The following is a 12,694-nucleotide window of genomic DNA, read 5'->3' as shown; positions in this document are numbered from 1 at the left end:
GCATGGTATTGGGTGAGTTTGGGGTATGAAAATACTTATCACGAACGACGACGGCATATACAGTCCGGGCATTGCGGCCCTGGCCAAGGCGGCTTCCCGTTTCGGGGAAGTAAAGGTAGTAGCCCCCGATGTGGAGCAATCTTCTATGGGCCATGCAGTAACGCATTCCCGACCGCTATCCTATAAGAAATCGCCTATCCAGTTTGAAGGCATTGAGGCTTATCGTGTGAACGGTACACCCGCCGACTGTGTGGCATTGGGTACCCATTTGTCCAAAACGGACGTGGTGTTATCCGGTATCAACATGGGCCCTAACCTGGGTAACGGCATGTGGCACTCCGGTACGCTGGCTGCCGCTAAACAGGCGGTGTTGCTGGGTATCAAAGGCATCGCCCTCAGTACTCCTGTTGGCAAAACGGAGCCTGATTTCGAAGCGCTGGAACCTTATGTAGTAGAAGTATTGGAGCTGTTGCTGAACAAGCCTGGCCTCAGTCTTTATAATGTAAACTTTCCCTCCGAGCCTACAGGCATTCGCTGGACCCGCCAGTCGGTACGCCTGTACGACGGCACGATCGTACCCGGCGTAGACCCGATGAACCGTAAACACTACTGGTTCACGGTAACCCCGCTGGAACCGGCCGAAGAGGGCACGGACCGTTGGGCGGTGGAGAACAACTTTGTGTCTGTGACCCCGCTGCGACTCGATCTTACGCATGAAGAGGAGCTGAACAAGGCACTCGCACAATACGGAGAACAAGTGAAAACGAAATAATAACGAGGGCTGATCAGTGATGGTCAGCCCTTATCTTATTCCCATGCGTCCAACAATCTTCGCAGCACGATGATCTCCCCCACATGATAAGCATTGTGGTCGGCGATCAATACTGCTTCGCGAAACAACGACTGTCCCGATCCCCAGGGGAATGGCTGCAGCAACTCGTCTGCCCTGTCTTTCAATAGTTTGAAGAAACGTTCCTGGTCTTTGGCAATCTGCTGCAAGGCCCCGTTCCATAATTCGTCGGATACCTCCGTTATATGCTCCGACCAATAGCCAGCGGGCCACTCCGGGCTTTCATGTCCTTCGGCGGTGCTGAACTCCACTATGTCCCATTGCGTAAAACGCAGGTGATCGACCAGTTGCCAGATGGAATACGGTAGTCCGCGTACTTTTTTACCGCGTAATTCTGCCGGTAAATCCGCCACTGCATCGGTTAGAGGGACGTGTGCATTGCCCTTTTTAATGAGCGTAACCAGCTCCGTTACCACGTCAGTTTTTTTATTTGTCATGGCCGATTTGTCACAATAATCCGGCCAGCAAAGAATATTTTTTTAGATTTGCGGCCACTTATACAATGAGCCGTTTATGTTGAAGCTGAATAAAGTCCACCATATTGCCATCATCTGTTCCGACTATGAGCGGTCCAAAGCCTTCTATACGGATGTTTTGGGCTTCCAGGTAATTAAGGAAACTTACCGGCTCGAGCGGCAGTCGTATAAGCTGGACCTGTCACTGAACGGCCAATACCTGATCGAGTTGTTCACCTTCCCCTCGCCTCCCCCTCGCCCATCGCGGCCTGAAGCACAGGGTTTACGGCACCTGGCTTTTGAGGTAGACGATGTGGATGCCGAAGCCCAGAAGCTCCGCCAGCATCATGTTCCGGTAGAAGATGTGCGCGTGGACGAGATCACGAAAAAGAAGTTTACGTTCTTTACCGATCCTGACGGGCTGCCGTTGGAGATTTATGAAAAATAAGGGTACCGTGCGAACGCACGGTATTTTTTTGCCCGCGATAGCGGAAAGCGACTGAAGCAGATGTCGGCGACAGTCGCTCCAACAACGCCATCATATGTCTGCGACGCGGAGACTACACACGAAGTTTGCTTCCCTGCGGTCGCAATGACGGTGGGGAGACGATCGTACCTTGATCGTCATTGTGAATGAAATGAAGCAAACATTCGCGCTAGTATTCGCTTCCAAGCATTTTTCCCTATCTTACTCTCTCCACAAATCCACGTTCATGCATCGCTTCCTCCTGATCCTATTATTCCCGTGCGCTGTACAAGCGCAGGCACCGAAGGACGTACTGGCCCCGGTTTACAGGCAACACCTTGAAGGTTACCCTGCCGAACGGCTGAACGCTGCCTACGAGCATCGCATCCTCGCCCAGGACGTTGACAAACTGATTGCGCCATTTAACGACCGGCACGAAGACCGTTGCTGGCAGAGCGAGTTTTGGGGTAAATGGTTTACGTCCGCCGTGCTGGCCTATCGCTATCGCCCGGAACCGAAGCTGAAAGCCCTGCTGGATAAAGCCGTAGCAGGCTTACTGGCAAGCCAGTCCGCGGACGGCTACATCGGCAACTATGCCCCCGACAAACACCTGCAGCAGTGGGATGTTTGGGGACGCAAGTACTGTATGCTCGGGCTCCTCTCCTGGTACGACCTCACCGGCAATAAGGCCGCCCTGCATGCTGCCGGTCGCGCCGCGGACCACCTGGTGAAGGAGCTGCAGGAGCGGAACATGTTGCTCGTAAAAGCAGGCAACCATCGTGGTATGGCCGCTACGTCCGTATTAGAACCCATCGTCTTATTATATCAACGCACCAAACAACAAAAGTACCTGGATTTCGCCGAGACGATCGTACAACAATGGGAACAACCCGAAGGCCCACAGCTGATCGGCAAAAGCACTGTGAACGTAGCGCAACGCTGGCCGCAGCCGGGGCCTGGTAAATGGTTTGGGTGGGACCAGGGACAAAAGGCGTACGAGATGATGTCATGTTACGAAGGATTGCTGGAGCTGTACCGTATTACCGGCAACGCACGATACCGCCAGGCCGTAGCACTAACCTGGGAAAACATCCGACAGACGGAAATTAACATTGCCGGCTCGGGATCGGCGATGGAGTGCTGGTTTGGTGGCGCGGCGCGGCAAACGCTGCCCATGAAACATTACCAGGAAACTTGTGTAACAGCCACCTGGATCAAACTAAGCCAACAACTGTTACGCCTCACCGGCGACGCCAAATACGCGGATGCTATCGAGATCAGTTTCTATAATGCATTATTAGGCGCTATGTCCGCCGACGGCAGCGACTGGGCTAAGTATACACCCTTAGCCGGCTTACGAATGGAAGGCAGTGAGCAATGCCACATGGGTATCAATTGCTGTGTGGCCAGTGGTCCGCGCGGATTGTTTACCCTGCCCTCCACCGCGGTCATGACGGAAGGCAGCGGTGCGCGCATCAACTTTTACCTGCCGGGCAGCTATGAAGTAAACAACACCACTATCACACAACAAACGACCTACCCGGCCGACAGCACTATCACGATTACGGTGAAGCCGCGTAAAGCCACACGTTTCCCTATCAAACTGCGCATCCCTGCATGGAGTAGCCAGAGCACTCTCACCGTAAACGGCGAGCCGGTTCAGGCTATCAAAGCGGGTGAATACGTCAGCATCGACCGCACGTGGCAACCTGGCGATCAATTGAAGCTTACACTCGATATGCGTGGACGCCTGCACCGGCAAAACCACCATATTGCCATCACCCGCGGCCCCATCGTACTCACACGCGATGCGCGCCTCGGCGGACCGGACAACAGCATGCCGGTAACACCTGTAGTCAATAAACAGGGATACGTTGATCTGACGCCCGTACGCGGCGCTACCTGGCTACAGTTGAAAGCGCCATTTATAATGGAATCTTATAAGGAAGGCGGTTCCGGCACCACTACGCTCACGTTGTGCGACTACGCATCGGCGGGTAATACGCAAAGCGAGGCCTCACGGTTCAGGGTGTGGCTGCCGGTGTTAGTGGATCCTGCGAAGGCGGAGTAGCCCCGTTAATGGATCTTACACAACGGGTCCATCACCGCCACGAGGCCCGTCCAGCCGGTCTGGTGGCTTGCACCGTGACCCTTGCCGTTGTCGCCGTTGAAGTATTCATAAAACAGGATGTAGTCTTTAAAATGCGGCCGGTTATACAACGGATCGCCGCCGAATACAGGACGGCTGCCGTTGGCATCTTCCAGGAAAGGCTTTTTCAGCCGCTCACTAAGTGAGGCAGCAATCTCCGCCAGGGAGCTATATTGGCCGGAGCCGGTCGGATACTCTACCCGGAAATCGGCAGTGTAGTAGTCGTGCAGACTGTAAAGTGCATCTACCAGTAAGAAGTTTAACGGGAACCATATCGGGCCGCGCCAGTTGCTGTTGCCGCCGAACATGTTCGTCTCGCTTTCGCCGGGGGCGTAGCGTACGGAGTAGTCGGCGCCGTTCAGCCAGTAACCGAAAGGTTTATCGTGGTATATTTTAGACAAGGAGCGAATACCGTAGTCAGACAGGAACTCGTTCGGATCGAGCATACGGCGTAACAGGAGCTTTAAGCGATGGCCACGCAGCAGCGACATCAAGTGTTGCTCATCGCCTTTTTCATCGCGCCAGCGGCTTACCAGCGCTGCCAGGTCGGGGCGGCGGCGGGCGAAGCGGTCCATTTCTTCTTTTACATCGGGCAACTTTTCCCAGGTAGGCGTGTCGAACAATATCGTGGCGAACATGGGAATTAGGCCCACGATGGAGCGCAGGCGTAACCTGTCCCAGCTGCCATCGGGACGGCGAAGCACGTCGTAATAGAAGCCGTCAACATCATCCCACAAACCTTCAGACTCCTCTCCCATGTGTGTGATGGCGCCGGCAATGTGCAGGAAGTGTTCGAAGAACTTGATCACCATCGATTTGTACACCGGGTTATACAAGCTCAGTTCTATCGCGATTTGTGTAAGATTCAGTGAATACATGGCCATCCAGCTGGTGCCGTCGGCCTGTTCGAGATAGCCACCACCGGGCACAGGCGCGCTGCGGTTAAAGATGCCGATGTTATCCAACCCCAGGAAGCCGCCTTCGAAGATGTTATTGCCGTTGCTGTCTTTGCGGTTTACCCACCAGGTGAAGTTCATCAGCAGCTTCTGAAATACCTTTTCGAGGAACACATAATCCGGCTTGCCTTTCTGCGCCCAGTCTGTTTTAAACACCTTATAGGCCGCCATGGCATGTACCGGCGGGTTTACGTCACTGAAATCCCATTCGTAGGCAGGCAGCTGTCCGTTCGGGTGCATATACCGCACCTTTACCAGCAACGCCAGCTGGTCTTTCGCAAAATCGGGATCGATCGTGGCAAAAGCTAATGCGTGGAAGGCATGGTCCCAGGCGGCAAACCAGGGATACTCCCACTTGTCGGGCATGGAGATAATATCTTCCGCTACAAAGTGTTTCCACTCGCTGTTGCGGGCGTTCCGTTTGTAGTTGTCGCAATGCGTATGATCGGGATCTTCGTGCAGCCACTGGTTTACGTTGTATGCGTAGAATTGTTTGTTCCACAACATACCCGCCCAGGCCTGGCGCTGCATCCGCTTCTCATCTTCGCTTTTGGCTGCCGCGTGTTTTGTTTCGTAGAAGGCGTCTGCTTCTGCTTTGCGATCATTAAACACCTGCTCAAAGGTCGCGAAGGGCTTTTTGAGCGTAGCATTCGTAAGCCGCAAACGCACTTCCACACTGCCGCCGGCGGGTACTTCAAACTGATACCAGATGCCTGCTTTAGAACCTTCCTGTACCGGGCTTACGGCCTCCGTACGTTGCTGCACGACACACTCATGGAACGCATCTTTCACATAAGGCACGTGATTTTGTTTGCCACTGAGACGTTGGTGATTTGTTTCGTTATTGGTGAACAGCAACTGCGGCGCACCATCTACGTAACAACGGTAAGTACCCAATCCTTCACTTTGCAACAACAGTACGCCATCACCGGTATTGGTGATCAGCGGTTGTTGCGCCATGATCTGGCCACTCCAGGTGTTACGGAAAACGAGTTGCGGAATGAGGTGTAAAGGAGCAGGCTCACTTCCACGGTTATACGCGGTGTAGCGAATGCAGATATCATCTGTACCGGCCTTCGCGTATTCAGAAAACACGTCGAAGTATTTATCGTCGGAAAAGATGCCGGTATCGGTCAGTTCAAACTCGGGGTGTCGCTTATCGCGCCGCCCGTTTTCCTCCACCAGCCAATTGTACGGGTAAGGCTGCTGCGGATACTTATAAAGGTATTGCTGATACGAATGTGTAGGAACATTGTCGAGATAATAATAAAGTTCTTTAACATCTTCGCCATGATTGCCTTCCCCGTTTGTGAGGCCAAAGAGGCGTTCTTTCAGAATAGGATCTTTGCCGTTCCAGAGTGCGAGGCTCAGGCAAAGCAATTGTTTATCGTCGCTGATACCGGCTATGCCGTCTTCTCCCCACTTATATGCCTTACTGCGTGCCATGTCGTGCGACAAATAGTCCCAGGCGTTGCCGTCGCGACTATAATCCTCCCGCACGGTGCCCCACTGCCGCTCCGACAAGTACGGTCCCCACTTCAGCCAATTCTCTTTCTTATCGTAATGCTGCGCTAATCTTGTTGCTTCTGCTGTCATATCACCGGTTTTAGCTTCGTGTAGCCGGGGAACGTTATACCCGCTCCCCGACCATCCATGAAGCTACAATTTTTCGATGATACTTTTAGACGTATTGAAGTCCGTATGATGAAATGCGTTGATGCCCAGTCCCCGCGCGGTTTCTGTCAGCATGACACGATCGTCGAAATAATAACACTGATCGGGATTTACCTGCGCAATGCCCATTGCCAGCTGAAAGATGCCCGGATCCGGTTTACGCATGCCTACTTCGCAGGAGGAAATAAATGCGTCGAACACATCGTGAAGGCGAAACTTTTTGATACGGTAATCGTTCAGTTCTTTTCCTTCGTTATTGATGGAAATGATGCGGAACGCGCAGCCCGACCGTTTCCACTCCAGCAGCCATGGCAGCATATCGGGCAATGCTTCTGACTGCGAATACATAAACGCTTTAAAATCCTCTTTCGTGAAATCACGCGGGTGATTAAACACGGTGAAGTCAAGATACTGGTCCAGCGAAATACGGCCGATCTCATACACGTTGAAGATGAAATCGTGCAGCGTATTCATTTCTGCATAGCTGATGTTGAACAGCTGCGCCGCTTTCTCGCGTGATTTATGTCCCCATCCGTTGGTGAGCAATACGCCGCCTACATCCAGGAAAAGTACTTTTACATTGGTTGCATCCATGTTATTTTTTTAACGCTTTTGATCGCCTTACTACTTCCTCCACTGTTAAGCCAAAGTGTTTGTACAATGCCTCTGCCGGTGCCGATTCGCCGAATGTATCGATACCCATCGCATCGCCGTCTTCGGTCGTATATTTCAGCCAACCCAGTGTGGAACCGGCCTCTATGGATACCCTGCGGCGAATACTTTTTGGCAGTACGGACTCCTTATAAGCCGCATCCTGCTTTTCGAACAGCTCCCACGATGGCATGCTCACTACCCTTGCCGCGATGCCTTCTTCTTTCAGCTTCTCCTGCGCCTGTATGGCCAGTTGCACTTCCGAACCGGTGGCAATGAGAATCAGTTCAGGTGTTGCATGCGCTTCTGACAATACATATGCGCCTTTTTCCAGCGAAGTTGCCTTTGTGTAACGCTGCTGGTCTAACACCGGCAGGTTTTGCCGCGTGAGCACGATCACCACCGGGCCGGTAGTATGTTGTATGGCCACACGCCATGCCTGCGCGGTTTCGTTTGCGTCGGCAGGGCGTATTACGAGGAGGTTTGGAATAGAACGTAACGATATTAATTGTTCTATAGGTTGATGCGTGGTGCCGTCTTCACCCAAACCAATGCTATCGTGCGTAAACACGAAGATGGGCCGTATTTTCATGATGGCAGCCAGCCTTATCGGCGGACGCATGTACTCTGAGAAGATGAGGAACGTGGCGCCGTACGGGATCGTGCCCGGCGTGAGCGCCATGCCGTTCAGTATAGCCCCCATCGCATGTTCGCGGATGCCGAAATGGAAGTTACGGCCCAGGCGGTCGTTGGCGGCAAAAGAACTGTATTTGTCCAGGTGCGTGTCCGTAGAGGGCGACAAGTCGGCCGAGCCTCCGAGCAGTCCGGGTAAACCGGCAGCGATGGCGTTCAGCACTTTGCCGGAAGCCTTACGGGTAGCGATGCCGCCTTTCACCGGTTCAAATTCCGGTAAGTCCAGCGTCCATTCTGCCGGCAGCTGGCCTTTACTTTCTTCGAGATAAGTAGCCGCCAGTTCAGGATATTGTTTTTTGTAGGATGTAAACAGGGCATCCCATTCTTTTTCCAGTAATGCGCCTTTGTCGCCGGCTTCGCGGTAGTAGTTAAACACATCTTCCGGTACGGCGAATGAAACCTCCGGATCGAAGCCGAAGCGTTGTTTTACCAGTTTGATCTCATCGGCACCGAGCGGAGAGCCGTGTACACCGGCCGTATCTACCTTATTCGGGCTGCCATACCCAATATGCGTGCGTACTTTGATGAGTGATGGGCGGTCCGTTTCCTGCAAGGCTTTATGCACTGCATCAGACAACGCGCCGAGATCATTGCCATCAGCCACTTCCTGTACATGCCAATGGTATGCCTGGAAGCGTTTGGTTACGTCTTCACTAAACGTCACCGCCGTATCGCCTTCAATCGAAATATGGTTATCATCATAAAAGTAGATGATGTTGCCTAGCTGCAGGTGACCTGCCAGCGAAGCCGCTTCGGAGGTAATGCCCTCCATCATATCGCCATCGCTGCAAATGGCGTAGATGTGATAGTTGAACAGTTCGAAGCCTGGTTTGTTAAAGCGTGCTGCCTGGTGTTTTTGTGCAATGGCCATGCCCACGCCGTTTACGAAGCCCTGTCCCAGTGGACCGGTCGTTACTTCTATGCCGTCGAGCAGCCCGTATTCGGGGTGACCGGCGGTTTTGCTGCCGAGCTGCCTGAACTTTTTCAGGTCATCGATGGTGATGTTATAGCCCGTGAGGTACAGGTAAGCGTATTGCAACATAGAGCCGTGGCCGGCTGACAGTACAAACCTGTCGCGGTTGGCCCAATGTGGATTTTGCGGATTGTAACGCATGTAGTGCCCCCAGAGCGTATGTGCCATCGGCGCTGCGCCCATCGGCATGCCCGGGTGACCTGAATTAGCCGCCTGTACGCCGTCGACGGCCAGCAGCCGAGCGGTATTGATCGCCTGTTCTGCAATGTTTACTGAGTAAGATCCCATAATATGTGCTGCTATTTTTTTTAAAGTTCCTGTAATACGGCTTCCTTTTCTGCCGACATCCAAAGTTTTACGCCGCCCTTCAGCCCGTCTTTGGCCGATACCAGCGTAATGTTTCCGTCGAGACTGAAGTTAATCTTTTCTGCGCTGCCGCCGCTGATGTAAAGGTGATCGTAGTTGAACACCGTTTGCAGTACAGATATGACCTTTTTCATTCGTTTGTTCCACTTCTCTGCTCCTTCTTTTTCCAGTGCGCGGGCGCCAACATACGTATCGTAAGTGTGTTTGGAAGAGATGGGATGCTGCCCTATTTCGAGGTGTGGCAGCAGGTTTCCGTTGGAGAACAAAGCAGTACCAAATCCCGTTCCAAGGGTGATCACCATTTCGAGTCCTTTGCCGGTGATAAGACCTAATCCCAGCAGGTCGGCGTCGTTCCGTACCTGTACCGGCCGGGCCAGCAACTCTTCCAGGCGTTGTTGCAGGTGCATGCCGTACCATTTGTCTGTACCCAGGTTAGGCGCTGTAATTACCAAACCTTTGTCCACAAACCCCGGGAAACCTACCGATACCATTGCATACGGCGGGAAGTTTTTCACCAGTTCCCGGATGATATCGATTACCCGCGCCGGGTCGGGATTTTTAGGCGTTTTAACGGCTTCGTACGGTTGCACGAAAGCTCCATGCGGGTCAATAATGGCAGCTTTGATGTGCGAGCCGCCAATATCCACAGTAAGGATGTTGCCGGCAAGAGGCGACTGGTTCATATGAAATATCATTAACGTTTGATGCCCGGAAGAATAACGTTTTCGCCGCCGGATTGTTGGGCGGCCTCCCAGGTGCCTGTAAAGCTACGTGCCCGCGGAGCGGCGGACAACTTACGAATGAAGGGTTGTGTTGTACATTTTATCGGGGTTAAGTTGCGAAACAGCCGCCGAAGTGAGTGACACAACGGCGGCTGAGAAAAGAACTTACAGATGGCTAAAAAGCTATTACCAGCCTCCGCCACCACCACCACCGCCACCACCACCGGACGAGCCGCTGCTACTACTGCTACCGCTGCTCCAGCTGGAACTACCGGAAGAGGAACTGCCGGACGAACTGCCGGAAGATGACGCTGCAGGGGCTCTGCCCGCCTTTTCGACCGTAGAGGCGAAGCGATTGGTAAATGCATCGTCGAAATGGGCGTAACTGAGCGTGCCACCGCTGTACCATTCGGGGGCATATTGAATATTTTCCAGCACATCCTTAAACTTCTGCCCCCATTCATTCTCCACTCCCAGCGCAATGGCGTAAGGCAGCAGGCGCTCGAACAACTGTGGCGTATGTTCGGGCGGCGTGAGGATATTCAGGCGGTGTTCCTCGGCTACGGTGAGGTATAGGAGGAAACCTTCAATTTGCGCTTGTAACGCGGCGCCATCTTCCGTGGGAGCCTGTATGAGCCGCACGAACAAAATATACGCAGCCAGCAGGATGAACACGAATGCGATGGATACCGGCGGCAGGTGTTGCAGCACGCCGTATACGGCCCCCAAAGGTACTACCAGGAACATAAAGCCCATACCGATCAGGAATACGCCTGCACAGCCCTGTTTCAGCGCGCGTATGCCGGCGAACAACATAGCGGCGCCTGCTGCGGCGAAGGGCACGATGAACACTACGAACAGGGCACCGAAATCTACGCACAAGAGGTAGGTGAGCAGGACGCCCAGGGTTATCAGTCCGCCGATCCACATCTGGCGGCTATTTTTCAGGAAGTAATCTTTCAGGTTGTATTGGTTCTTCACACTGTCCTCGAACGCCTCGCGGCCCGCGCGGATTTTGTATTTGTTGATGTCCGACAACTCCAGCGTGAGGTTACTCTGCATCATTTTGCTGAACAGCTGCCGTTCCTCGGTGGCCAGTTTAGACGGCGCCCCCTCTTTCCTATCCAGGTAAAAGCCGGTATGATCTTTACGAACGGCCACCACCTTCTTCACGGCCATATTCACCAACGCCGCAGCGAGGGATTTGCTGTCGACCACCTTTTTATGCAGGAAGCGCAACACCGCAGGTGAGTAACCGTTGGGCGGATCGAAACGCGCAACGACTACCGGCTTCTCCGGGTCTTTGCCGTGTTTGCGCCAGGTGAAGTAATAGTAAGGCAGCAAGAAACCCAGTCCCAATACGGCCAGCACGTACGCACGGTAAGCATCGATCCAATCCCACAGCTGCTCCCACATGCCTGCCGGTGCAGGCCGTTGAATAATGCCGGGCGTGAAGCCGACGGCCACCGTCAGGCCTTCTCTTTCCTTCAATAAATGGGAAGCGTGGAACGTTGGTTGAAGACTATCATTGTAAGTAATGGTGCAATCAGAAGCCTTTGATCCCTCGGGGCCGGTGTAACAGGCAGCCTGTATCACCTTCGCACCCTCCGGCAGTCGGACCGTTGCAGAGGCCTTTACGATCGGCAGCTCCCACTCCGTCCCTGTCGAGTTCCAGTAGATTTCGTCGAAACCTTCAAAGAAGCCTACGTGGCCGCGCGAGTGGTAACTGATCGTGTACTCGTACACGCCAGTGTTAAGCATGATGTTAGCGTCGCCAATACGGATCTGCAAATAATTCCCTTCCGTAGTGATGACGTGCGGCACCGGCTCTCCGTCCTTTTGCACGTCAGTCACCTCAATGGGTACACGCTTATTGCGGCCATACTTGTTGGGGCGCGTTTGCGGTATCTTCCGGATGATGCCGCGCTGTATGATGTTGCCGGCGGCGAACACTTTGATATGTTCCACCACCTTCAGGTTACCGTCCTTTTCTACCTGGAGGTCTGTATGAAAGTGGATGATGCCTTCGGAATAATATTGTTCGGGCTCCCCGGCGTAAACGGAATCCTGTGCGGACAGGCGGCCTGCCAGTGGTAGCAGGGCCAGGAGGCATAGCAGTAAATGTTTCATCATGAAAAAGAAACGTTGGGCCTTTCGCGGTGAGCAGTATTGTCGATCTCAAAAAACGTATTGGTGGTAAACCCGAACATACCCGCTACGATGTTGGACGGGAAACGTTCTACCAGGTTATTGTTCTCGCGCACCGTACCGTTGTAATACCGGCGGGCAGATTCCAGGTTGTTCTCAATATCTGCCAGCTCTGACTGCAGCTGCTGAAAGTTGCCGTTCGCTTTTAAATCCGGATAAGCTTCGGCCACTGCGAACAGCGAGCCCAGTGCGCGGGTGAGCCCTGTGGCGGCTTCGGCTTTTTGTTCGGGGGTGGTGGCGTTCATCGACGCGGTGCGGTAACTGGTTACTTTCTCCAGCGTTTGCTGTTCGTGCCGGGCATAGCCTTTCACCGTTTCAACCAGGTTAGGTACGAGATCGTAGCGTTTTTTGAGGCTCACGTCGATCCCGCTCCAGGATTCCTTTACCCGGTTTCGGCTGCCGACCAGCCGGTTGTAGAGGGATACAGCCCATACCAGTATCACGGCTGCAACAAGGATAACAACAATTAAAGTAGTGCTCATTCGCTTTGGTTTAAGGATGTGGGAAATTAACAGATTTTTTTCAATCACT

10 protein-coding genes are annotated in these 12,694 nt (G+C 53.3%); 3 read left to right on the top strand and 7 right to left on the bottom strand.

All coding sequences use genetic code 11. The features are described 5' to 3' along the window. Positions 1-25: 25 nt before the first annotated feature. On the top strand, positions 26-772 hold the full coding sequence (gene surE / locus MKQ68_RS05580; protein ID WP_264282434.1) for a 5'/3'-nucleotidase SurE: 747 nt from the start codon (positions 26-28) through the stop codon (positions 770-772). Between the two features lie 35 nt (positions 773-807). On the opposite strand, the gene MKQ68_RS05575 is transcribed toward surE, so the two are convergent. Beyond that, positions 808-1,287, bottom strand: coding sequence for a DinB family protein (locus MKQ68_RS05575; protein ID WP_264282433.1), 480 nt, complete (start codon positions 1,285-1,287; stop codon positions 808-810). A 76-nt stretch (positions 1,288-1,363) separates the two neighbouring features. On the opposite strand from MKQ68_RS05575, the gene gloA2 reads away from it, so the two are divergent. Together gloA2 and MKQ68_RS05565 are read left to right on the top strand one after the other, a co-directional pair. Next, positions 1,364-1,753 carry an SMU1112c/YaeR family gloxylase I-like metalloprotein gene (gene gloA2, locus MKQ68_RS05570; protein ID WP_264282432.1) on the top strand — a complete coding sequence of 130 codons (390 nt, stop codon included), beginning with the start codon at positions 1,364-1,366 and terminating at the stop codon, positions 1,751-1,753. A gap of 265 nt (positions 1,754-2,018) precedes the next feature. Continuing rightward, positions 2,019-3,842, top strand: coding sequence for a glycoside hydrolase family 127 protein (locus MKQ68_RS05565; RefSeq protein WP_264282431.1), 1,824 nt, complete (start codon positions 2,019-2,021; stop codon positions 3,840-3,842). A 5-nt stretch (positions 3,843-3,847) separates the two neighbouring features. Here MKQ68_RS05565 and MKQ68_RS05560 read toward each other — a convergent pair whose 3' ends face one another. The 6 genes from MKQ68_RS05560 to MKQ68_RS05535 all read right to left on the bottom strand — a co-directional run bounded on the left by MKQ68_RS05560 (position 3,848) and on the right by MKQ68_RS05535 (position 12,645). Next, positions 3,848-6,472, bottom strand: a complete 2,625-nt coding sequence (locus tag MKQ68_RS05560; RefSeq protein WP_264282430.1) for an MGH1-like glycoside hydrolase domain-containing protein — start codon at positions 6,470-6,472, stop codon at positions 3,848-3,850. A gap of 63 nt (positions 6,473-6,535) precedes the next feature. Further along, positions 6,536-7,144 carry an HAD family hydrolase gene (locus MKQ68_RS05555; protein WP_264282429.1) on the bottom strand — a complete coding sequence of 203 codons (609 nt, stop codon included), beginning with the start codon at positions 7,142-7,144 and terminating at the stop codon, positions 6,536-6,538. Between the two features lies 1 nt (position 7,145). Next, on the bottom strand, positions 7,146-9,155 hold the full coding sequence (gene tkt / locus MKQ68_RS05550) for a transketolase (RefSeq protein ID WP_264282428.1): 2,010 nt from the start codon (positions 9,153-9,155) through the stop codon (positions 7,146-7,148). 20 nt (positions 9,156-9,175) lie between these two features. Then, complete coding sequence (locus MKQ68_RS05545; protein ID WP_264282427.1) at positions 9,176-9,916, bottom strand: ROK family protein; 741 nt, start codon at positions 9,914-9,916, stop codon at positions 9,176-9,178. A 225-nt stretch (positions 9,917-10,141) separates the two neighbouring features. Beyond that, the gene (locus tag MKQ68_RS05540; RefSeq protein WP_264282426.1) at positions 10,142-12,088 is read right to left on the bottom strand and encodes a DUF2207 domain-containing protein; all 1,947 of its coding nucleotides are present in this window, start codon (positions 12,086-12,088) and stop codon (positions 10,142-10,144) included. Further along, positions 12,085-12,645: a LemA family protein gene (locus tag MKQ68_RS05535; RefSeq protein WP_264282425.1), complete on the bottom strand. Its 561-nt coding sequence runs from the start codon at positions 12,643-12,645 to the stop codon at positions 12,085-12,087. The genes MKQ68_RS05540 and MKQ68_RS05535 overlap by 4 nt, the downstream gene beginning before the upstream one ends. Positions 12,646-12,694 lie beyond the last annotated feature (49 nt).

Source organism: Chitinophaga horti (assembly GCF_022867795.2).
Lineage (GTDB): Bacteria > Bacteroidota > Bacteroidia > Chitinophagales > Chitinophagaceae > Chitinophaga > Chitinophaga horti.
This window is presented reverse-complemented; position numbering and strand designations above follow the sequence as displayed.

What these genes read in the sequence shown, in the direction of transcription:
- gloA2 (WP_264282432.1), top strand. Translation starts at nt 1,364, where the DNA reads ATGTTGAAGCTGAATAAAGTCCACCATATTGCCATCATCTGTTCCGAC.
- surE (WP_264282434.1), top strand. Translation starts at nt 26, where the DNA reads ATGAAAATACTTATCACGAACGACGACGGCATATACAGTCCGGGCATT.
- MKQ68_RS05575 (WP_264282433.1), bottom strand. Translation starts at nt 1,287, where the DNA reads ATGACAAATAAAAAAACTGACGTGGTAACGGAGCTGGTTACGCTCATT.
- MKQ68_RS05555 (WP_264282429.1), bottom strand. Translation starts at nt 7,144, where the DNA reads ATGGATGCAACCAATGTAAAAGTACTTTTCCTGGATGTAGGCGGCGTA.
- MKQ68_RS05560 (WP_264282430.1), bottom strand. Translation starts at nt 6,472, where the DNA reads ATGACAGCAGAAGCAACAAGATTAGCGCAGCATTACGATAAGAAAGAG.
- MKQ68_RS05565 (WP_264282431.1), top strand. Translation starts at nt 2,019, where the DNA reads ATGCATCGCTTCCTCCTGATCCTATTATTCCCGTGCGCTGTACAAGCG.
- MKQ68_RS05540 (WP_264282426.1), bottom strand. Translation starts at nt 12,088, where the DNA reads ATGATGAAACATTTACTGCTATGCCTCCTGGCCCTGCTACCACTGGCA.
- MKQ68_RS05535 (WP_264282425.1), bottom strand. Translation starts at nt 12,645, where the DNA reads ATGAGCACTACTTTAATTGTTGTTATCCTTGTTGCAGCCGTGATACTG.
- MKQ68_RS05545 (WP_264282427.1), bottom strand. Translation starts at nt 9,916, where the DNA reads ATGAACCAGTCGCCTCTTGCCGGCAACATCCTTACTGTGGATATTGGC.
- tkt (WP_264282428.1), bottom strand. Translation starts at nt 9,155, where the DNA reads ATGGGATCTTACTCAGTAAACATTGCAGAACAGGCGATCAATACCGCT.